17 protein-coding genes are annotated in these 20,517 nt (G+C 68.1%); 8 read left to right on the top strand and 9 right to left on the bottom strand.

Features of this window, described 5'->3' with window-relative positions; translation table 11 throughout:
* Nucleotides 1–40 precede the first annotated feature (40 nt).
* Nucleotides 41–2,224, bottom strand: coding sequence for a RelA/SpoT family protein (locus ACRWK7_RS27005; RefSeq protein WP_431859586.1), 2,184 nt, complete (start codon nucleotides 2,222–2,224; stop codon nucleotides 41–43).
* Between the two features lie 96 nt (nucleotides 2,225–2,320).
* The gene (rpoZ, locus tag ACRWK7_RS27000) at nucleotides 2,321–2,767 is read right to left on the bottom strand and encodes a DNA-directed RNA polymerase subunit omega (RefSeq protein ID WP_431859584.1); all 447 of its coding nucleotides are present in this window, start codon (nucleotides 2,765–2,767) and stop codon (nucleotides 2,321–2,323) included.
* A 311-nt stretch (nucleotides 2,768–3,078) separates the two neighbouring features.
* Between rpoZ and ACRWK7_RS26995 the strand changes: the two genes are divergently transcribed.
* Nucleotides 3,079–3,690 (top strand): NYN domain-containing protein, encoded by a 612-nt coding sequence (locus ACRWK7_RS26995; protein ID WP_431859706.1) that lies wholly within the window; start codon nucleotides 3,079–3,081, stop codon nucleotides 3,688–3,690.
* Nucleotides 3,599–4,261, top strand: a complete 663-nt coding sequence (locus ACRWK7_RS26990; RefSeq protein ID WP_431859582.1) for a uracil-DNA glycosylase family protein — start codon at nucleotides 3,599–3,601, stop codon at nucleotides 4,259–4,261. The genes ACRWK7_RS26995 and ACRWK7_RS26990 overlap by 92 nt, the downstream gene beginning before the upstream one ends.
* 4 nt (nucleotides 4,262–4,265) lie before the next feature.
* Here the strand turns inward: ACRWK7_RS26990 and pdxA are convergent, their stop codons facing one another.
* From pdxA to lptG, 3 genes are all read right to left on the bottom strand, one after another.
* Nucleotides 4,266–5,273 (bottom strand): 4-hydroxythreonine-4-phosphate dehydrogenase PdxA, encoded by a 1,008-nt coding sequence (gene pdxA, locus ACRWK7_RS26985; RefSeq protein ID WP_431859580.1) that lies wholly within the window; start codon nucleotides 5,271–5,273, stop codon nucleotides 4,266–4,268.
* Nucleotides 5,273–6,712 (bottom strand): peptidylprolyl isomerase, encoded by a 1,440-nt coding sequence (locus tag ACRWK7_RS26980; RefSeq protein WP_431859578.1) that lies wholly within the window; start codon nucleotides 6,710–6,712, stop codon nucleotides 5,273–5,275. Before ACRWK7_RS26980 ends, pdxA begins: the two co-directional genes overlap by 1 nt.
* Before the next feature lie 87 nt (nucleotides 6,713–6,799).
* Nucleotides 6,800–7,894 (bottom strand): LPS export ABC transporter permease LptG, encoded by a 1,095-nt coding sequence (lptG, locus tag ACRWK7_RS26975; RefSeq protein WP_431859576.1) that lies wholly within the window; start codon nucleotides 7,892–7,894, stop codon nucleotides 6,800–6,802.
* A 169-nt stretch (nucleotides 7,895–8,063) separates the two neighbouring features.
* Between lptG and ACRWK7_RS26970 the strand changes: the two genes are divergently transcribed.
* From ACRWK7_RS26970 to ACRWK7_RS26955, 4 genes are all read left to right on the top strand, one after another.
* Entirely contained in the window at nucleotides 8,064–9,563 is a 1,500-nt protein-coding gene (locus ACRWK7_RS26970; protein ID WP_431859574.1) for a leucyl aminopeptidase, read from the top strand.
* A 127-nt stretch (nucleotides 9,564–9,690) separates the two neighbouring features.
* A complete protein-coding gene (locus ACRWK7_RS26965; RefSeq protein ID WP_431859573.1) occupies nucleotides 9,691–10,140 on the top strand; it encodes a DNA polymerase III subunit chi in 450 nt (149 codons plus the stop codon).
* Nucleotides 10,141–10,230: 90 nt separating this feature from the next.
* Nucleotides 10,231–11,433: an ATP-binding response regulator gene (locus ACRWK7_RS26960; protein WP_431859571.1), complete on the top strand. Its 1,203-nt coding sequence runs from the start codon at nucleotides 10,231–10,233 to the stop codon at nucleotides 11,431–11,433.
* A 187-nt stretch (nucleotides 11,434–11,620) separates the two neighbouring features.
* Complete coding sequence (locus tag ACRWK7_RS26955; RefSeq protein ID WP_431859569.1) at nucleotides 11,621–12,043, top strand: MucR family transcriptional regulator; 423 nt, start codon at nucleotides 11,621–11,623, stop codon at nucleotides 12,041–12,043.
* A 75-nt stretch (nucleotides 12,044–12,118) separates the two neighbouring features.
* Here ACRWK7_RS26955 and ACRWK7_RS26950 read toward each other — a convergent pair whose 3' ends face one another.
* The 4 genes from ACRWK7_RS26950 to ACRWK7_RS26935 all read right to left on the bottom strand — a co-directional run bounded on the left by ACRWK7_RS26950 (nucleotide 12,119) and on the right by ACRWK7_RS26935 (nucleotide 15,468).
* Nucleotides 12,119–12,301, bottom strand: a complete 183-nt coding sequence (locus tag ACRWK7_RS26950) for a hypothetical protein (protein ID WP_431859567.1) — start codon at nucleotides 12,299–12,301, stop codon at nucleotides 12,119–12,121.
* 443 nt (nucleotides 12,302–12,744) lie between these two features.
* On the bottom strand, nucleotides 12,745–12,885 hold the full coding sequence (locus tag ACRWK7_RS26945; protein WP_431859565.1) for a hypothetical protein: 141 nt from the start codon (nucleotides 12,883–12,885) through the stop codon (nucleotides 12,745–12,747).
* Between the two features lie 24 nt (nucleotides 12,886–12,909).
* Nucleotides 12,910–14,778, bottom strand: a complete 1,869-nt coding sequence (locus tag ACRWK7_RS26940; RefSeq protein ID WP_431859563.1) for a PocR ligand-binding domain-containing protein — start codon at nucleotides 14,776–14,778, stop codon at nucleotides 12,910–12,912.
* 114 nt (nucleotides 14,779–14,892) lie between these two features.
* Nucleotides 14,893–15,468 carry a PAS domain S-box protein gene (locus tag ACRWK7_RS26935; RefSeq protein WP_431859561.1) on the bottom strand — a complete coding sequence of 192 codons (576 nt, stop codon included), beginning with the start codon at nucleotides 15,466–15,468 and terminating at the stop codon, nucleotides 14,893–14,895.
* 340 nt (nucleotides 15,469–15,808) lie between these two features.
* On the opposite strand from ACRWK7_RS26935, the gene ACRWK7_RS26930 reads away from it, so the two are divergent.
* Complete coding sequence (locus ACRWK7_RS26930; RefSeq protein WP_431859559.1) at nucleotides 15,809–18,136, top strand: methyl-accepting chemotaxis protein; 2,328 nt, start codon at nucleotides 15,809–15,811, stop codon at nucleotides 18,134–18,136.
* Between the two features lie 290 nt (nucleotides 18,137–18,426).
* Nucleotides 18,427–20,427: a methyl-accepting chemotaxis protein gene (locus ACRWK7_RS26925; protein ID WP_431859557.1), complete on the top strand. Its 2,001-nt coding sequence runs from the start codon at nucleotides 18,427–18,429 to the stop codon at nucleotides 20,425–20,427.
* Nucleotides 20,428–20,517: the final 90 nt, after the last annotated feature.

Here is a 20,517-nt window from a genome sequence, read left to right as displayed (position 1 = left end):
GCACTATGCCCCGAACGAACGAGGGATGAAAGCCCCCTCCCTACCGCCCCCGCGCGCGGTCCACCGCGTTGATCACCGGCGTGGCCCGCAACGCCGCCATGATGTTGGTCAGGTGCTTGGCGTCCTTGACGTCGATGTCGATGATCAGCTCGAAGAAGTCGGTGTTGCGGTTGGTGATCTTCAGGTTGGTGATGTTGCCGCCGTTCTTGCCGATCACCGTGGACAGGCTGCCCAGGCTGCCCGGCTCGTTGGCGACCACCAGGTGGATGCGGCCGACGTGCTCCTCCGGGCTGTCGGGGCCGACGTCCCAGGCGACGTCGATCCAGCGCTCCGGCGAGTCGTTGAAGCTCTCCAGCGTCTCGCAGTCGATGGTGTGGATGGTCACGCCCTTGCCGGTGGTGACGATGCCGACGATGCGGTCGCCCGGCAGCGGATGGCAGCAGCGCGCGTAGTGCACCGCCATGCCGGGGATCAACCCGCGGATCGGCAGCGGCGCCTCGCGGCCCTTCGGCTTCGGCTTGGGCTTGGCGATCAGCGCCGCGGCCTTGTCGTCGCCGTCCTTGAGCTGCACCGTCTGCTGCGCCAGCGCGTGCGGCTTGTGGCCGGGGAAGACGGCGTGGAAGACCTCGCGCCCCGAATGCAGGCCCGACCCGACGGCGGCCAGCAGATCGTCCACGCTGGGCTGCTGGAAGATCTTGAGGACGCCCTCCAGCGCTTTCTCGCCGTAGTCGTAGCCTTCCTGGCGGAACTGCCGCTGCAGGATGGCGCGGCCGAGTTCGATGTACTGCGAGCGCTGCTGGGTGCGCAGGAACTTGCGGATGCGGGCGCGCGCCTTGCCGGTGACGACGAAGCGCTCCCAACCCGGCACCGGCGTCTGCGCCTTGGAGGTGATGATGTCGACCTGATCGCCGTTCTGCAGCTGGGTGCGCAACGGCAGCATGCGCCCGTTGATCTTGGCGCCGACGCAGTGGTCGCCGACCTCGGAGTGCACGGCGTAGGCGAAATCCACCGGCGTGGCCCCGCGCGGCAGCGCGATCAGGTCGCCTTTGGGCGTGAAGCAGAACACCTGGTCCTGGAACAGCTCCAGCTTGGTGTGCTCCAGGAACTCCTCGGGCTTGGTGGCGTGCTCCAGGATGTCGAGCAGTTCGCGCAGCCAGCGGTACTCACGCGCCCCGGCGCGCGGCTGACCCTGCTTGTAGGCCCAGTGGGCGGCGACGCCCAGCTCGCACACCTCGTGCATGTCCTTGGTGCGGATCTGCACTTCGATGCGGTTGCGCTGCGGGCCGATGACGCCGGTGTGCAGGCTCTTGTAGCCGTTCGGCTTCGGCGTCGAGATGTAGTCCTTGAAACGGCCCGGCACCACCGGATAGCGGCTGTGGATGATGCCCAGCGCCTGATAGCACTCGCCGACGTTCCCGACGATGATGCGGAACGCCATGATGTCGGAGAGCTGCTCGAAGCTGACGTTCTTCTGCTGCAGCTTGCGCCAGATCGAGTAGGGCGTCTTCTCGCGCCCGCTGATCTGGGCGTCCTCGACGCCGTCGTCCCGCAGCACCTTGCCGAGCTCGTCGATGATGCGCTGGACGCGGTCCTCGCCCTCCGAGCGCAGGCGCGAGAGCTGCGCCAGGATCGAGTCGCGGCCCTCCGCGTTCAGCTGGGCGAAGGCGAGGTCTTCCAGCTCGTCCTTCACCTGGTGCATGCCGATGCGCTCGGCCAGCGGCGCGTAGATCTCCAGCGTCTCGCGGGCGATGCGCTTGCGCTTGTCCGGGTTCTTGATGTGGTGGAGCGTGCGCATGTTGTGCAGCCGGTCGGCCAGCTTGACCAGCAACACGCGGATGTCCTCGGACATCGCCAGCACCAGCTTGCGGAAGTTCTCCGCCTGCTTGGCCTGCTCGCTCTGCATCTCCAGGCGCGACAGCTTGGTCACGCCGTCCACCAGCCGGCCGATCTCGCGGCCGAACAGGCGTTCGATGTCGTCCTGGGTGGCGACCGTGTCCTCGACCGTGTCGTGCAGCAGCGCCGTCACGATGGTGGCGGTGTCGAGCTTCAGGTTGGTGAGGATGCCGGCGACTTCCAGCGGGTGCGAGAAGTACGGGTCGCCCGAGGCGCGGGTCTGCGACCCGTGCGCTTTCATGGAGAAGACGTAGGCGCGGTTCAGCAGGTCCTCGTCGGCCGACGGATCGTAGGCCCTCACCCGCTCAACGAGTTCATATTGCCGGATCATGCCACCCGACCCGGCGCCATCCGCGCCCTAACGGTTGAAATATCTGGATATATGGATGCGGGTGGCGCGAACGGCCACCCGTGCGCCCGCGCTGGATCAGAAGTCGCCCTCGCCGTCGCGGCCCACCACGTCGTCCTCGGTCATGCCGAAGGCCTTGGCCGGGTCCGCGTCCATGTCGGCGGCCAGGTCGTCGTCCTCGCCCAGCTCCTCGCCCTCGCCCATGGCGTCGTCGCCGTCCAGCGAGTTGTCGGCGCCGCGGGCCCAGTCATGCTCGCCGGCCATCAGCTCGACGATCTCCTCCTCGGGCTCGTCGGGCTCGACGTGCTTCTGGTGGCCCTTGATCAGGGAATTCTTCAGGTGCTCCAGCACGACCGTCTCGTCGGCGATCTCGCGCAGAGCCACGACCGGGTTCTTGTCGTTGTCGCGGTCGATGGACAGCGGAGCGCCCGAGGCGACCTCGCGGGCGCGCTGGGCGGCCATCATCACCAGCTCGAACCGGTTGGGAACCTTGAGAACGCAATCTTCGACGGTAACGCGGGCCATGCCAAACCAACTCCGGAGTCCTGGGAGGGGTTGAATATATTGACCGCGCTGCGCCCATGCAAGCGGCAAGACTCCCCCTGCGCCATCCTCCATCCGCCACCCGTCGGACGTGCGGGTCCCCCGTCCGCAGGACGTCCCGTTGCGCCCTTGTCGCGCCTGGACAATCCGCCTATTTTACAGACTGCCGTATTGCATTACGGTGGTTCACAAATATTTCCATCATTGCTTGTAGAAGGACAAGGACATTGGATCGCTCAGCCACATTGCCAAAAGAATTGAGCCGGCTGTTCTATAAGGAAGAACGCTTGGCTATGTTCATCGACGGCGCCAACCTCTACGCCGCCGCCAGAGCTCTTGGATTCGACATAGATTACAAGAGATTGCGGGACGGCTTTGCTGCAGAAGGGCGTCTAGTACGCGCCTTCTACTACACGGCTTTGGTCGAGGACCAGGAGTATTCGCCGATCCGGCCGCTGGTCGACTGGCTGGACTACAACGGCTACACGATGGTGACGAAGCCGACCAAGGAGTTCACCGACGCGTCCGGCCGCCGCAAGATCAAGGGCAACATGGACATCGAGCTGGCCATCGACGTGATGGAGATGGCCGAGCGCGTGGACCACATCCTGCTGTTCTCCGGCGACGGCGACTTCCGCCGGCTGGTCGAGGCGGTGCAGCGCAAGGGCGTGCGCGTCAGCGTGATCTCCACCGTGCGCTCGCAGCCGCCGATGGTGGCGGACGAGCTGCGCCGGCAGGCCGACAACTTCATCGAGCTGCAGGATCTCGCCGGCTCGATCGCCCGCGTCCACCACCACCGCGAGCCGCCGCAGCATGGCGGCATGGGTGGAGGCAACGTCCAGCAGAGCCCGTCGCACGCCCAGAGCCCGATGCAGGACTACGGCAACGGCGACGACTTGCTGTAACGAGCCCGACCGCGACTGCGCGCGGTGCCCGCGTCTCGCGGCGTTCCGCGCGCAAAACCGCGTCGCCTTCCCGGACTTCCACAACGCCCCGGTGCCGTCCGAGGGCGGCGTTTGCGCGCGTATTCTTGTGGTCGGCCTCGCGCCGGCCTTGAAGGGCGGCAACCGGTCGGGGCTGCCGTTCCGCGGCGACGCCTCCGGCCGCTGGCTGCGCGCGGCGCTGGACCGGCACGGGCTGGGCGAGGACATGGTGCGCATCACCAACGCCGTACGCTGCGTGCCACCGGCGAACAGGCCGACCGCGGCGGAGGTGGCGGCGTGCCGGCCGTTCCTCGTGGGAGAGCTGTCCGGTCCGGAATTGCGCGTGGCGCTGGCGCTCGGCCGGGTGGCGCACGACGCGGTGTTCGGGGCGCTGGGCCTTCGCGGGGCGGCGTTCGGCCACGGCGCGGTGCACGCGCTGGGCCGGCTGACCCTGGTGGACAGCTATCACCCCAGCCCGCAGAACACCAACACCGGACGCCTGACACCGGCGATGTTCGACGCGGTGTTCAAGACGTTGAAGGACCTTCTCTAGCCCCTCAACTCCCCGTCCGCGCCGCCGCCATCTCCGCGGCCATCCGCATCGCCGCCACGAGGCTGGAGGCACTCGCCCTCCCCGTTCCGGCGAGGTCCAGCGCGGTTCCGTGATCCGGCGAGGTGCGCACGAAGGGCAGGCCCAGCGTCACGTTGACCCCGGTGTCGAAATCCACCGTCTTCAACGGGATCAGCGCCTGATCGTGGTACATGCACAGCACCGCGTCGTAGCGCGTGCGCGCCTGGGCGTGGAACAGTGTGTCCGCCGGCCACGGCCCCGCGGCGTCGATGCCCTCGGCGCGCAGCGCGGCGACCGCCGGCGCGATCACCTCGATCTCCTCCCGGCCCATGGAGCCGCCCTCGCCCGCGTGCGGGTTGAGCGCCGCCACGGCCAGCCGTGGCGCCGCGATGCCGAAGTCGCGCGCCAGCGCCGCCGCCGTCACACGGCCGCAATGCACGATGGCCTCCGCCGTGAGCATCTCCACCGCCTGGCGCACCGACACGTGGATGGTCACCGGCACCACCCGCAGCCCGCCGCCGGCCAGCATCATCACCGGCTCCTCGGTCATCCCGGCGAGGTGCGCCAGGTACTCGGTGTGGCCGGGGTGGCGGAAGCCGGCGGCGTAGAGCGCCGACTTCTGGATCGGGTTGGTCACCACCGCCGACGCCCGACCGGCGCGGACCAGCTCCACCGCGCGGTCGATGCCGGCGATCACCGCCGCCCCGTTGGCCGGGTCGGGCCGACCGGGCTCGACCGGCGCCGCCAGGACCAGCGGCAGCACGGGCAGCGCGGAGTCGAAGACGGCGCCCGCCTCCTCCGGCCCGGCGACGGCGCGCACCGGAACCTCCAACCCGATCAGGGTCGCGAGGCGGGTCAGGCGGTCCGGGTCGTCCAGAACGACGAAGGGCGGAACGCCGGTGTTCCGGCGCTCCGCCCAGGCCTTCAGCACGATCTCGCCGCCGATCCCCGCCGGCTCACCCATGGTGACGGCCAACGGGAGGCGGGCGGTCATCAGACGCGGTACTCCACGAACGCGGCGCGGCGCAGGTCGCGCAGGTAGCGGCGGGCCACCAGCTCGGCGCGCTCCTGGATCAGCATGCCCTCGACCTCGTCGCGGGTCGGCAAGCGCGGCGCCTGGGCCTGCTTCGGCGGCGGGGGCGGGGCGGCGACCTTCTCGGTCACCGTCTCGGTGATCATCGGCACGTCGCGCTTGCAGACGATCAGGATGAGCGAGCCGCCGGGGGTGTTGATCACCGGGCTCGGCTGGCCCAGCGGGATGCCCAGCGCCAGGTTCTGCAGGCCCGGCGCAAGATCCTTGACGCGCAGCATGCCCATGTCGCCGCCGTCGGGCATGCCGACGGCGTTGGCCTTGGCGGTGAAGTCGGCGCAGCTCTTGATCGACTTGCGCATCTGCTCCATCTGCGCCGCCACCGCCTTGAGCTGCGACGGGTCGGACGCCGGCATGGCGAGCTGCTTCATGTTGACCTTGGCCTTGGCGATGTCGGGCTTCTGCACCCGCTGCACCACCGGCTGCGGCGCCGCAACCTCCTCCTCGCCGCCCACGGCGCGCTTCGAGCGCACCAGCAGGATGTGGTAGCCGGACGCGGTGCGCACCGGCTGCGACAGCTGGCCGGGGCGGAGCTGCGCCAGCGCCGCGTCGATCTGCGGGTCCAGCTCGCCCGGGCGCACCCAGCCGAGGTCGCCGCTGGAGGCGGCGGTGGTGGACTGCGAGAACTGGCGGGCCACGGCGGCAAAGTTGCCGCCCTTGCGGATCTCGTCGATCAGGCGCTCGCCGGCGCGGCGCACCTGCTCGTCCTGGTCGGGGTTGTCGACGGCCAGGAAGATCTCGGCGACCAGGTATTCCGGCTTGCCGATGCTCTCCTTGACGCGCTGCATGGCGGCGTCGACATCCTCGTCGGCGATGGCCACCTCCTGGCGGACGCGGCGCTGCATGACGCGCTGCCACGACAGCTGGGCGCGGACCTGGTCGATCAGCGTCGCCTGCGGAATGCCGGAGTCGGCGAGGAACTTCAGGAGCTTCGCCTTGTCCATGCGGTTCTGCTGGGCCAGCTGCTCGATCGCCTTGTCCACGTCGGCCTGCGGCACGGTGATGCCCTGGCGCTTGGCCTCCTGGATCTGCAGCCGCTCGTCCACCAGCTGGCGGAGCACCTGCGGCATCAGGCGCTGGCGCGTGTCGGCGCTGTCCGGCATGCCGGCGCTGACCACCATCAGCCGCAGCCGGGCGTTGACGTCCGACACCGAGACGGCGTCCTCGTTGACCACCGCGGCGATGCGCTCGCCGACCTGGCCGGCGGACTGGCCGCCCTGGGCCGGAGGATGCGCCGGCTGGGCCTTGGCCTTCTGCGCCGCGCTCTCGGCCGGGGCGAGCGCCACGACCGCGCACGCGCTTGCCACGGCAAGGGCGGTCCGGACGGCACGCAAACTGAACATGGACTTCCGCTCCCCAGATGAACGGCCCTTAATACGGCTCCGCCGTCCGAGTTGCAAACGGGATCGTTCGTTTGGCCGAGCTATGACTCAGCCATCCTCAAGATGCAGCAGCGCGCTGATGCCGATCAGCAGCGCGATGCCCGCCGGCATCCAGGCGGCCATGGGCACCGGAATGGTCTCCGACAGGCCCAGCGTCTTGACGATGTCGGTCGCCATGAACAGCGCGAATCCCGTCAGCACGCCGCCCGCCACCATGATCATGGTGCCGCCGCGCCGCGGCAGGCGCAGCGAGAAGGCGGCGGCGAACAGCACCATGGCGCAGTACAGGAGCGGCTGCGACAGCAGCGAAGCGTAGTGCAGCCGGTGCCGCGTCGCCGGGAATCCGGTCAGCTCCAGCGTGTGGATGAAGCGCGGCAGGTCCCAGAAGGAGATGGTCTCGGGCGCGGCGAAGCTGCTCTCGATCTGCTCCATGTCCAGTTCGGTGGGGATGGTGTAGCTGGGCAAGTCCTCCGGGTCGCGCTTGGGGCGGGTGAGGACCGCCTCGCGCAGCTCCCACTTGCGCTCCTTCAGCACCGCCGACGGCGCGTCGATGCGACCGACGTAGTTCTTGTCGTCCTGGAACAGGAAGACGATCACGTTGCTCAGCTCCAGCGTCGCCGGGTTCACCGCTTCGGCGTGGATGAAATACTGCTCGCTGTCGAGCTGCTGGCGCAGCCACAGACCGGACTTGGAGATGTCGAAGCTGCTGGAGCGCTGCTTCAGGTAGCGCGTCTGCAGCTGGTCGTACTTGGCGATGAACACCGCGCCGATGGGGTTGATCAGCGTCACCTTGATCACGCCGATCAGCGCCGCGGCCAGCAGCACCGGCATCAGGAACTGCCACGCAGACACGCCGACGGCGCGCGCCACCACCAGCTCCGCGCTGCGCGTCAGCCGCCAGAAGGTGAACATGCCGGCGAACAGGATGACGAACGGGAAGACCTGCTGCCCGATCTCCGGCTGCTTGAGCAGCGCCATCTGCATCACCAAGCCGAAGGTGATGTTGGGCTTCGACCCGGCGCGCCGCAGCAGCTCGACCACGTCGAGCAGCAGGATGATGCCGAGGAAGACCAGCAGCAGCAGCACGAACCAGGTGACGAACTGCCGGCCGATGTAGCGCGACAGCGTCGCGGACGAATACATGAGGTCGGCCTCCAGCGGCCGGAAACGGGAACCGGTGCGCTATGTACGCCCGAACCGCGGCCAAGACAACCCGTGCGGCCAACTCTCTGCAGCCAACCTCTCTGCGGCTTGACAGCCGGTGCAGTCCCTTTACGCTCGGCCGGCCATCCGCTGAAGGAAAGAGGGGGAGATGAAGTTCAGCTTCGCCAAGCCGGCCCTGCCGAAGGCCGGCACCATCGTCGTCACCGTGCTTGCCGAGCGCACGCTGGGCCGCGCCGCCCGCGAACTCGACCAAAAGTCCGGCGGCATGCTGACGCGCGCCATGGAGGCGAGCCGCTTCACCGGCAAGAAGGACGAGACGCTCGCCGTCCTCGCCCCCGCCAACCTGGACGCCGGCCGCGTGCTGCTGCTGGGCCTGGGCAAGGCGGAGGACATTGCCCCGCTGACGCTGCAGTCGGCCGGCGGCACCGTCGTCGCCGCGCTGGAGAAGAGCGGCGAGACCGAGGCGCACCTCTTCGTCGAGGTGCCCGAGGGGGCCGGCATCAAGCCCGCCGAGGCCGCGGCCGAGATGGCGTTCGGCGGCCGGCTGCGCTCCTACCGCTTCGACAAGTACCGCACCAAGGACAAGAAGGACGCCAAGCCGTCGCTGAAGAAGGTCTGCCTGCTGACCGACGAGGCGGAGGCCGCCAAGCGCGCCTTCGGCAAGCTGGACAAGGTGGCCGACGGCGTGCTGTTCGCCCGCGACCTGGTGTCGGAACCGGCCAACGTCATCTACCCCGAGACGCTGGCCGACAAGTGCAAGGAGCTCGCCGCGCTCGGCCTCGAGGTCGAGGTGTTCGACCAGAAGAAGCTGCGCAAGCTTGGCATGAACGCACTGCTCGGCGTGGCGCAGGGCAGCGCGCACGAGCCGCGCGTGGTGATCCTGCGCTGGAACGGCGCGCCCGACGCCCAGGACAAGCGCCCGGTCGCCTTCATCGGCAAGGGCGTCACCTTCGACTCGGGCGGCATCTCCATCAAGCCGGCCGCCGGCATGGAGGAGATGAAGTGGGACATGGCCGGTTCCGCCGTGGTGATCGGCACCATGATGGCGCTGGCCGGCCGCAAGGCGAAGGTCAACGCGGTGGGCGTCGTCGGTCTGGTGGAGAACATGCCCTCCGGCACCGCCCAGCGCCCGGGCGACATCGTCGCCTCGCTGTCCGGCCAGACCATCGAGATCGTCAACACCGACGCCGAGGGCCGGCTCGTGCTGGCCGACTGCCTGTGGTACACGCAGGATCTCTACAAGCCGCGGCTGATGGTGGACGTGGCGACGCTGACCGGCGCCATCATCATCGCGCTGGGCCACGAGCACGCCGGCCTGTTCGCCAACGACGACGCGCTGGCCGAGGCGCTGACCGGCGCCGGTAAGGCGGTGGGCGAGCCGCTGTGGCGCCTGCCGCTGGCCGACGCCTACGACAAGGACATCAACACCGACGCCGCCGACATGAAGAACACCGGCGGCGGCCGGGGCGCCGGCAGCATCACGGCGGCGCAGTTCCTCAAGCGCTTCGTCAACGACGTGCCGTGGGCGCACCTGGACATCGCCGGCACGGCGTGGTCGAAGAAGGACACCAGCACGGTGCCGAAGGGCGGCACCGCGTTCGGCGTCCGCCTGCTCGACCGCTTCGTGGCCGATTTCCACGAGGGGTGAGGGGAGCGCCGGCAGCGGCCCCCCACCCAACCCTCCCCCACTGACGCGGGGGGGCTTTTGTTCCTCCCCCCGCGAAGTGGGGGGAGGTTAGGAGGGGGGACCGCCGCATGCACCTAGACAAAGGCCGATGACCGAAGTCCGCTTCTACCACCTCCAGCGCCGCAGCCTGGAGCAGGCGCTGCCGAAGCTCCTGGAGAAGACGCTGGAGCGCGGCTGGCGGGCCGTCGTGCTCGCCGGCTCGGCGGAGCGCGTCGACGCGCTGAACCAGCACCTGTGGACCTACGATCCGGCCTCCTTCCTGCCGCACGGCGCGAAGCGCGACGGATTCGCCGACGCGCAGCCGGTGTGGCTGACGGCGGAGGACGAGAACCCCAACGGCGCCACCGTGCTGTTCCAGATCGACGGCGCGGCCAGCGAGAACCTTGCAACCTACGATCTCGTCTGCGACCTGTTCGACGGCAACGACGAGGAGGCCGTGATGGCCGCCCGCGACCGCTGGAAGGCCTGCAAGGCCGCCGGCCACGGCCTCACCTACTGGCAGGAGAACGAGCGCGGCGCCTGGGAGAAAAAGGCGTAACGGGGGCCCATCCACAACCCCATTGCTTTTCCCCGAACGATTGGCAAGGCTGATCGCCGGCCGACAGAAGAGGGGCAGCAGCGGTTCATCATGGCGCAGGACGACATCAGGGACGCCGCGATCCTGATCGTGGACGACAACGCCTCGAACGTCGAGCTGCTGCGCGAGATGCTGGCGCACGACGGCTACACCAACGTCCGCGGCGAGACCGACCCGCGCAAGGTGCCGCCGCTGTGCGAGGCGCAGGCGTTCGACCTGCTGCTGCTCGACATCCGCATGCCGCACATGAGCGGCTTCGAGCTGATGGAGCGCCTGAAGGCGATCTACGCCGGCGACTACGTCCCCGTGCTGGTGCTGACCGCGCAGACCGACCAGGACACCCGCCGCAAGTCGCTGGAGTTGGGCGCCAACGACTTCCTGACGAAGCCGTTCATCGCCTGGGAGCTGCTGCACCGCGTGCACAACATGCTGCAGATCCGCACGCTGTACCGGAGGGTCGCCCAGCACAACCGCGACCTGGAGCGCCGCGTCGCCGACCGCACGGCCGAGCTGACCGAGGCACTGGCCGCCGCCCGCCAGGCCGACCGCGCCAAGCTCGACTTCCTGTCGGTGATGAGCCACGAGCTGCGCACCCCGCTCAACTCCATCATCGGCTTCGCCGAGGTGATGGCGGCGGAATCGCTGGGGCCGCTCGGCCACCCGGACTACAAGGAATACGTCACGCTGATCGAGGAGAGCGGCAATGTCCTGCTCTCCATGGTCAACAAGATCCTCGACTACACGCGCGGCTCGACCGGATCGGTGGAGATCCAGGAATCGGACGTGCGGCTGCCGGCGCTGCTGGCGACCTGCGTCAACCTGCTGTCCGCCAAGGCGCAGCCCAAGGGCATTGCGCTGACCCTGTCGCCGGTGCCGCCGACGACACTGCGCGCCGACCACCGGCGGCTGCGCGAGATGCTGCTGAACCTGCTGGACAACGCCATCAAGTTCACGCCCTCCGGCGGCCACGTGACGCTCAGCGCCGGTCCGCACGCCGACGGCGTGGCGATCCGCGTCGCCGACGACGGGCCCGGCATCGCGCCGGAGATGATCGACCGCATCTTCAACCCCTTCACCCAGGCGGAGCGCTCGCTGGCCCGCCAGCACGAGGGCATCGGCCTCGGCCTGCCGATCGTGCGCCGCTTCGCCGAACTGCACGGCGGCCGGGTGGAACTGGACAGCGCGCCGGGACTCGGCACCACGGTCACCATCGTACTGCCCGCATCGCGAATCATCGGCACCACCACGGCTTGAGTGTCCGCGGCGCGGAAGATTCGACACCAACTCAACTCGGACCGTTCTCGGACTCGACTGGAGATTGCCGCAGTCGATACACGAACGTGTAATGAATTCGCCTTTTTCACCACGCTAAACACTGGACGATCAGGCGTATTCATGTATGCTCCCCACGATAGGCGAGATAAACGCAGGGAGAGCCCAGGTGGCAGAGGATCTACAGCAGCTTACGGCGCAGATCGTCGCAGCGTACGCGGCGAACAACAGCGTCTCGGTGAACGACCTTCCTTCGGTCATTCAGGGCGTCTACTCGGCGCTCAGCCGCGTCGGCAGTGAAACCAGCGACTCGGCCGTTGCCGAGCCGCAGACCCCCGCGGTTCCGATCAAGAAGTCGGTGAAGCCCGACTACATCACCTGCCTGGAATGCGGCAAGCAGCAGAAGATGCTCAAGCGGCATCTTGCGTCCGACCACGACCTGACGCCGGACCAATACCGCGCCAAGTGGAGTCTGCCGCGCGAATACCCGATGACCGCGCCGAACTACGCGGAAGCACGCTCCCAGCTTGCGAAGGCCTCGGGCCTGGGCCTGCAGGGCGGCCGCACCAAGGGCCGCGCCAAGAAGAAGTGATCCGACCGGACACGGGAAGGGCGGGAACCGCGCCTCGCGCCGTCCCCGCCCCTCCGTCCGGTCGCCGTGCGTCCGTCAGTTGTCGAGCGCCGTACCCACCGCGGCGCCACCGAGGCCGCCGATGACGGCGCCCCGCTTGCCGCCCAGCGCGTAGCCGCCGGCCGCGCCCGCGCCGCCGCCGACCAGGGTTCCGGTGTTGCACGCCGCCAGCAACATGGTGGCGGCAAGAGCGGCGGCCATCAGCTTGAAACGTTTCATGACGAAGTCCCTCTGTTGCAGTCCGGGTTCCTACCGGTCAACAGGGAAAACGCCGATATGCTCCCGGCAAGGCTTCATTCGGGCACATCAGGTCCCTCTCCCAGCGCCGCTGGGAGAGGTCAGGAAGGGGGCAAGTCGTTCCTCGGGCGGGCTTGTAGCCCCCACCCAGCCCTCCCCAGCCAGGGGCAGGGGAGAGACTTGAGGGGGCCTTACTCCCACTCGATTGCCGAGAGACGCCATAACACATTGAAATTCATGATAAATATTTCGCGCACCGCCTGTATGGTCCGACGATCGGGCCGTCAACTGGCTCCAGCGATGGGCACGAGCGACTCCGAATCGAAAAGTACCGTCAGCAAGCGTATCAGCGAGCTGGCCTCCCGCACACCGACCGGCACCCACGGCATCCAGCATCGGGCCACAACGGATATCGCCTATGGGTATCATGCCGGCTGCCCCATCAGCGCGGCGACCACCGTGCTGATCACGACCGGATCAACCGCACCACTGATCCCCAGACGTGCGGTGGCGAACTCAACCTCGATGGTGCCGGCGGGCGGGACCGACGGTTTCGGCGGCGGCACCGCTGCGTTCTCCGCCAGCGGCTTTCAGGCCGGCGGTCTGGAGCACATCTCCACGACGATGCGCAGGAACAGGTTGATGTCGAGCGGCTTGGCGAGGTAGTGCAGGAAGCCCGCCTCCAATCCCCGGCGGATGACGCTGGGGTTGACGTTGGCGGACAGGGCGATGACCGGGATGTGGCTGGTTCTGGGGTTGGCCTTGAGCTGGCCCAAGGCCTCGATGCCGTTCATGCCGGGCAGATTGACGTCGAGTACGATGACGTCGGGCTGGGTCGCCGCCGCCACCTCGATGCCGGCCTCTGCGGTCGGCGCCGAGGCCAGGGTGAAGTCGGGCAACTCGGACACCAAATCCCGCATGAGCTGGAGGTTGACCGGATTGTCCTCCACATAGAGCAGCCTGCGTGGGGCGCCGGCCGCGGCTACGCGCAACACATCGCGCGCGTTGTCCTCCACCGCCTCCGACGGGGCGGCCATGGGATCCTCGCTGGCGGGCACCTCCACCCAGAAGGTGGTGCCGCGCCCCACCTCGGTGTCGAAACCGATGCGACCGTCCATGGCTTCCACCATGCGCTTGGTAATGGTCAACCCAACGCCGGTGCCCTCGATTTCGGTGGTTTCGGCGCCCAGGCGGTTGAACGGCTGGAAGATCTGGGAGTGCTTCTCAGGCGGGATGCCCGGGCCGTCGTCGGTGACCACGAAGCGCACCGAACCCCCGCTCCCCGCTTCCGCGGCCAAGTGGACGGTGCCGCCGGGGCGATTGTACTTCACCGCGTTGGAGGTCAGATTGAGCAGCACCTGCTTCAGGCGCATGTAGTCCGCGCGCACCCGCCCGGCCACGTTGTCGGCCACCGTCCAGTCGTGGACGGTCGTGTTGCCGCGCGTGGTGAAGGCGCGGGTCAGTTCCAGCACCTCGGCCATCAGCGCCTTGGTTTCAATGGGTTCGACCGACAGCGTCAGCACGCCGCTCTCGATGCGGGCCAGGTCGAGCACCTCGTTGATCAGGCTGAGCAGGTGGTTGCCGCCCTTCATGATCTGCTGAACGCGGAAGCGCTGCTTGTCGTCGAGCGGCGCCGAGATGGCGCTGTCCAGGATCTGGGCGAAACCCAGGATGGCGTTCAGGGGCGTGCGCAGTTCGTGGCTCATGGACGACAGGAAGTCGGACTTGGCCCGATTGGCGCTTTCGGCGGTCTCCTTGGCGATGCGCAGTTCGTCCTGATGGCGCTCCAGCCTGGCCAAGGCGTCGCGCAACGACCGGGTGCGCTCGAGCACCCGCTCCTCCAACTCATCGTGGGCGCGTTGCAGTTCCTCCTCGGCGCGCTTGCGCTCGACCACCTCGGCCGCCAGGGTGGTGTTGGCGCGACCCAGTTCCTCGCCCTGCAGGCGCAGTTCCTCGTTGGCGAGGCCCATGCTGGCGATCATGTTGGTGACGAGGGTGAAGAAGCCCATCATGAGCCGGACCCGGTCTTCCGAAAGAACCGGAACCCGCTTCAGGGCCGCAAGATAGTCCTCGTCACGGAAGCCGAATTGGCGGGCCTGGGCCAGGAATGCCGCGGCGTCGGGCTGCTCGAAGAAAAACTGCCCGGTGAAGAAGTTGCCGACGTGCTGGCCCCTGACGACGATCGGCATGGCGGCGTCGACCAGGCCGTTGCGGCATTTGTAGACGTTGTAGGGCTGGCCCTGATCGAGGCTGGCTGCCAGCTCGGTATCGCTTTCGTGGCACCGGGACGCGGTGCCCGGATGGACGCGGTGGAACCGCGTGCAGATATCCTGCCAACCGGTGGCGACGAGAATGTTTCCCTCGAGATCGAGGACAGCGGTCACAGCGCCAGTCAGGGTGGTAAATTCCTCGCAAAGCCTTTGCAGGTGGGCGACCGGCAGAATTTCCGACAATTTCACGGCATCCGCTCCGGCTTAGAGGGCGGGTAAAAGGCTCCCGTATTCATACCACGACAAGATAACACCATCGGCCGATACTTCCCAGATAATCAAGGCAATCGAGCGAAGCCCATTCTATTCCATAACAGATTGCAATTGCCCGGACGGACGGCCGGATCGGTGCAGGTGCCGTGGCTCCAGACCGGGTTTCTGATCGCCGCCAGCACCGCGCTGGACGTCGCGGCGGCGCTGACCGGTGGCGGCAGCCTGATCGGCAGCATCCTCAAGCACGCTATGGACCGCCCGCTCGACAAGGCGGCCAAGGATCTGCTCGACCGAGTACCCGTCGTCATCCTTGATGAGGGGAGCCGGTGCTGCCGCTGTTGCGTGACGGAAACAAGGCCGACGTTCCGACGGCGCCGCGTCCTTTGGTAAAGATCCTCGGGATGGGGGGGTGGTCTGGAAATCAGCCGCCCGCAACTCCGCCCCGCTGCAACCAACCATGCGGCACAGCGAGCGGTTGATCTTAAGGAAGCGGCCATCCGTCGACATCAGCCCCATGCCGTGGGCGGCGGTTTCGAACGCAGCCCGGAACCGCCCTTCGCTTTCCCGCAACGAGGCTTCGGCGCGCCAGCGGCGACGCAACGCCGACACCACGACGTAGGCGATCAGCAGGAACAGCGCACCGGCGACCGCGCCACCGATCGTCACCCCAGCCAGATGTCCCGCTCGTTGAACACATCTCGCTGGTGGCTTCGCCCGTCTCCTGCGAAGCCCGCAGGAGAGGAGATAGGTGGGGGTGAACTCCGCGGGTGGGGCGGGCAACTAGGCGAAGCAATGGCGCCGAAGGTCCCCAACGCCTCCTGCGATTGCCTGTCCGATGGCTGCAGAGACGTCCAGCTGATTGTGGGCAGGGCAAATATGTCGCACCCAACGCCTCCTGACAACATTCGATCCGTCTGATAACCGTTTTGATAAAAATTGCCTAAATTCCCTCAAGGGAGAGGGCTGGCGCGGTCGAGGAAACGGACAGGCGGGAGCACACCGAAGAATGATAAGCGCGTTACGCAACATCCCCATTGCCGCCAAGCTCGCCGGCGCCGGCGCGCTCGTCGTGCTGATGGTCGCGGGTATGGCCTATGGCGGGTACGACGCCTTCAGCCGCGTCCGCACGGATACGGATCTGTCGCAACGTGCGGCCGGCGTCGCCGTGACCGCCCAGGAGATCCAGGCCCGCTTCATGGCGGTCGCCTATGCGAACCTCGCGATCGCGACCACGGGGAACGAAGAGGATCTGCTGCGTTCGGCGGACGGGAGCCGGAAGGACCGCGAGCGGAGCTTGGCCCTCATCGACCAGGCCATCGAACTCGCGGTCAAGCCGGAGCGCAAGGACGCGCTCCGTCAGGCTCGTGAGCTGATGGCACGCTACGGAGACCTCAGCGAGCAGGGCACGGCGGCGCGGCGGACCTACCTCAAGCGGCTGAACGACGGGTACCGGACGGCGCGCGGGACGCTCGAGCGCGAGGTGTCCGAGCTTATCCGGGTCACCGACGCCGACAGCGCCGTGGGGGCTGCGGTGCGCTCGTACGACCAGACGCTCAAGGGCGTTGCCGATGCCTTCGTCACCTACCTCGCCAGCGGCACGGCGGCCGACCTCGCGGCCTTGCGGACGAAGCAGGAGGCCATGCGCGCCCCGCTGGCCGAGATCGAGCAGCTGTCCGGCAAATTCCCGCGCCTGCGCGACACCGCCACGGGGCATGGTGCGTTCGTCAGCGCCCTGAACGGCACCGTCGAGGCGCGCCAGACCAACGACGGCCTCTGGTTCGGCGAGGCACGGCCGCTGCGGGTGAAGATGCAGGCCATGCTGACCGACATCACCGGAGCGGCGCAGGGCTTGTCGGCCCAGCTCGCCGAACAGACCGTCGGCACGGTCGACACCGCGACGTGGCAGACGCTGGCGGCGGCGGCCCTGCTGGTTCTGCTGGTCGCCGCGGTGAACGGCGTGCTGTACCGGCTGATTGCCACCCCCGTGACCCGCCTGACGGAGGTGATGAAGGCGCTGGCGCAAGGGGATGCCACGATCGCCGTGCCAGCCGTGGAGCGTCGCGACGAGATGGGCGAGATGGCCCGGGCGGTCGAGGTGTTCAAACGGAACAGCATCGAAAACGAGCGCCTGCGCGCGGAGCAGGAACGGCAGCGCGAGGTCGGCGAAGTGGAGCGCCGGGCGGCCCTGCAGTCCATGGCGGAAACCGTGGAGATGGAAACCCGCGCCGCCGTGAACCGCATCGCCGAGCGCACCCGGGAGATGAACGAGAGCGCGCAGGTGATGGCCGCCGCCGCGGTGCAGGTCAACGGCAACGCGCAGTCGGTGTCGGCCGCCGCCGAGCAGGCGCTCTCCAACGCGCAGACGGTGGCCAGCGCCACCGAGCAGCTGACCGCCTCGATCGGCGAGATCAGCGGCCAGATCGCGCAGGCGAGCACCGTCAGCCGGCGCGCCGTCGAGCAGGAGCGGCACACCCAGGCGGCGATCCGCACCCTCAACGAGGCGGTGGAGCAGATCGGGCACGCTGCGACGCTGATCAACTCGATCGCCAGCCAGACCAACCTGCTGGCCTTGAACGCCACCATCGAGGCGGCGCGGGCCGGCGAGGCGGGCAAGGGCTTCGCCGTCGTCGCCAACGAGGTGAAGTCACTCGCCAACCAGACCGCGAAGACCACCGACGAGATCTCCACCCAGATCGCCCAGGTGCAGTCCGGAACGGCGGCGGCCATCGCGGCCGTGGACGCCATCGGCATCGCCATCCGCAGCATGGACGAGGTCAGCGGCAACATCGCCGCGGCCATGGAGGAGCAGGCCGCCGCCACCAAGGAGATCGCCCGCAACATCGCCGAGACGGCGCAGGCCGCCCAGGAGGTGTCGACCCGCATCGCGACCGTCTCGCGCGACGCCGGCGTCGCTGAGGAAAGGGCTTCGGGCGTGCATTCGGTGTCGTCGATGGTGGCCGAAAGCATCGATGAGCTTCGCCATGTCCTGGTTCGCGTCGTGCGCACTGCGACGGCTGACGTCGACCGCCGGCGGGAGCCCCGCTACCGGCTCGATCGCCGCTGCCGGATCGAGGCGGCCGGGACTTCCCGGGACGTTCGGGTCGAGAACGTCTCCAAGGGCGGAGCCACTATCACGGACGCGGAGGCGCTTCGCCAGGGGCAGCGCGGCCGCCTGTGGCTGACGGACGGCGGTGCGGCGATCGATTTCGAGATCCTGGCGGCCGATGGCCCCCGCTGCCACCTGCGCTTCGCGGTGGACGGACCGGGCAAGGCCGTGCTCGAGCAGCAGATCGATGGCCTCGTGCGTGGCCTTGTCCGTTTGGACGCGGCATGAACCTTCTCCCATGCTCAGGCGGCTGGACCGCCAGCACCTCAATGGAACTTTCAGGCGCCGTCGTCATGGTTTGCCGAAGATCAACGAGGCGCCTGAGGAGACCACGCAAGTTCGACAGGAACTAGCGATCGATCAGGGAGGGGCCAGAGGTGGACGGGCGAACCGTGCCGCCTTGGCTGGGCACGGCAGCCGCCGGTACATGAGAAATTGCGAATTGTTCGCATTTTAATCCAATCTACATTTTTGCTCGTGTATTTAGCATACATGGATATGTCGCATGGAGGCCCGGGATGCGCGTCAACGAACCGATCACCGCCCGCGAAATCATGCTCCAGGACGGCGAGGTGCTGGTCTCGCGCACCGACACCGGCGGGCGCATCACCTTCGTGAACAAAGCCTTCATCGACATCAGCGGCTTCACCGAGCAGGAACTCCTTGGCTCGCCCCACAACATCGTCCGCCACCCGCACATGCCGAAGGAGGCCTTCGCCGACCTGTGGGCGACGATCAAGTCCGGGCGCCCGTGGGAAGGGCTGGTCAAGAACCGCTCCAAGCAGGGCGACTTCTACTGGGTGCGCGCCAACGCCACACCCGTCGTCGAAGACGGCCGCATCACGGGCTTCATCTCCATCCGCACCAAGCCGTCGCGTGCCCAGGTCGAGGCGGCCGAGCGCATCTACGCGCAGATCCGTTCCAATCCCGCCTGCGGCCTCCAGGTCAAGGACGGTGCCGTGAGCCGCCCGGGGCTGGCGCACCGGCTGTCCGTCCTCAAAACCAGCATCGCCGGGCGCATCGCCGGCATGGCGGCCATTTCGGTGGCCACCGCGGGCACGTCGCTGTGGCTGGCCACCGGGGCCGCCGACGCGCTGCCCGCCGTCGGCGCCACCGTCGCGGGATCCGCGGCCGTCGCGGCGCTCGGCATCAGCCTGTCCGTGCTCATCCGCGCAGCGCTGGGCCGCATGGAATCGCATTTCGACGCCATCGCGCGCAACGACACCGACTACGAGATCGAGATGACGCCCACCGTCGAGCTTCAGCGTGTCACCACGCTGCTGCGGGCGACCAAGGCGAAGCTGGCGTACGCGGTCCATGAGCGACGGGAACTCGAGCGGCAAACCGAAGAGAACCGCCGGGCGGCCATAGAAGGCATGGCCGAGACCATCGAGCAGGAGGCCCGGCATGCCATGGAGGATGTGGCGCGCCTGACGACCGCCATGGATTCCGACGCGCAGAACATGGCCGCTTCGGCCAACCGGGTGAGCCAGCATTCACAGGGCGTGGCAGCAGCGGCCGATCAGGCGCTGGCCAACGCGCAGGCGGTGTCCGCCGCAACCGAGGAACTGGCAGCCTCCATCCGCGAGATCGCCTCCCAGGTGGCGCATTCCAGCGTGGTGACCAACACCGCGGTCGAGAACAGCCGCAGGACGCAGGACGCCATCCAGGCGCTGTCGGCCGAAGTGGCGCGCATCGGTGAGATGGCCAGCCTGATCGGCGACATCGCCAGCCAGACCAACCTGCTGGCGCTCAACGCCACCATCGAGGCGGCACGCGCCGGCGAGGCCGGCAAGGGCTTCGCCGTGGTGGCGTCGGAGGTGAAGGCGCTCGCCAGCCAGACCGCCCGTTCGACCGAGGAGATCACGCAACGCATCGCCGCCATCCAGGCCGCGACCAACGACGCGGTCAACGCGGTGGCGGGCATCGGGCAGACGGTGCAGGAGATCGATCAGACGTCGGGGGCCATCGCCGCCGCTATGGAGGAGCAGAGCGCCGCCACCCAGGAAATCAGCCGCAACGTCGCCGAAACCAGCGCGGCCGCCCAGGAGGTCTCCTCGCTCATCGCCCGGGTGTCGCAGGATGCGCACGAGACCGGCGGCCAGGCGGGCGAGGTGCGCGGTAAGTCCACTCAGGTGGCTTCGAGCATCGAAGCCCTGCGCTCAGCCCTGGTGAAAGTGGTGCGGACCTCCACCAAGGAGGCGGATCGCCGGCAGAAGGCCCGGTATGAGGTGAACCTGTCGGGCACGGTGCGGCTGCACGGTGCCGACGCCTTGGTGCGGGTCGTCAACCTGAGCCAGGGTGGCGCCAAAATTGAGGCGGCCACCGCTGCCGAGGCGGGCGACCGGGGCACGCTGCGCATCCAAGGCTGCGACACGCCGTTGCCGTTCGTGATCAAGCGCGCCGACGGCAAGACGGCGCATCTCGAGTTCGATCTGGACGCCAATGTCTCCAACGCGCTCGAGGCGGCCTTCTCCTCCCTTGTCGGCGGGCGCGACCGTGTGGCGATGCGTGCGTGACGTCCCGAAGAGGTGAACATCCTGAATGGTGCGGGCGCCCGGCCAGGGATGCCCCGCCTTTATGCGTCAAGCACTTCCAGGTCCAATCGC

Source organism: Azospirillum sp. (assembly GCF_050789165.1).
This window is presented reverse-complemented; position numbering and strand designations above follow the sequence as displayed.

Excerpts from the sequence above, each read along its gene's own strand:
- ACRWK7_RS26930 (WP_431859559.1), top strand. The coding sequence starts at position 15,809 with ATGATAAGCGCGTTACGCAACATCCCCATTGCCGCCAAGCTCGCCGGC.
- ACRWK7_RS26995 (WP_431859706.1), top strand. The coding sequence starts at position 3,079 with ATGTTCATCGACGGCGCCAACCTCTACGCCGCCGCCAGAGCTCTTGGA.
- ACRWK7_RS26970 (WP_431859574.1), top strand. The coding sequence starts at position 8,064 with ATGAAGTTCAGCTTCGCCAAGCCGGCCCTGCCGAAGGCCGGCACCATC.
- pdxA (WP_431859580.1), bottom strand. The coding sequence starts at position 5,273 with ATGACCGCCCGCCTCCCGTTGGCCGTCACCATGGGTGAGCCGGCGGGG.
- ACRWK7_RS26990 (WP_431859582.1), top strand. The coding sequence starts at position 3,599 with ATGGCGGCATGGGTGGAGGCAACGTCCAGCAGAGCCCGTCGCACGCCC.
- ACRWK7_RS26965 (WP_431859573.1), top strand. The coding sequence starts at position 9,691 with ATGACCGAAGTCCGCTTCTACCACCTCCAGCGCCGCAGCCTGGAGCAG.
- ACRWK7_RS26950 (WP_431859567.1), bottom strand. The coding sequence starts at position 12,301 with ATGAAACGTTTCAAGCTGATGGCCGCCGCTCTTGCCGCCACCATGTTG.
- rpoZ (WP_431859584.1), bottom strand. The coding sequence starts at position 2,767 with ATGGCCCGCGTTACCGTCGAAGATTGCGTTCTCAAGGTTCCCAACCGG.
- ACRWK7_RS26980 (WP_431859578.1), bottom strand. The coding sequence starts at position 6,712 with ATGTTCAGTTTGCGTGCCGTCCGGACCGCCCTTGCCGTGGCAAGCGCG.
- ACRWK7_RS27005 (WP_431859586.1), bottom strand. The coding sequence starts at position 2,224 with ATGATCCGGCAATATGAACTCGTTGAGCGGGTGAGGGCCTACGATCCG.
- lptG (WP_431859576.1), bottom strand. The coding sequence starts at position 7,894 with ATGTATTCGTCCGCGACGCTGTCGCGCTACATCGGCCGGCAGTTCGTC.
- ACRWK7_RS26925 (WP_431859557.1), top strand. The coding sequence starts at position 18,427 with ATGCGCGTCAACGAACCGATCACCGCCCGCGAAATCATGCTCCAGGAC.
- ACRWK7_RS26960 (WP_431859571.1), top strand. The coding sequence starts at position 10,231 with ATGGCGCAGGACGACATCAGGGACGCCGCGATCCTGATCGTGGACGAC.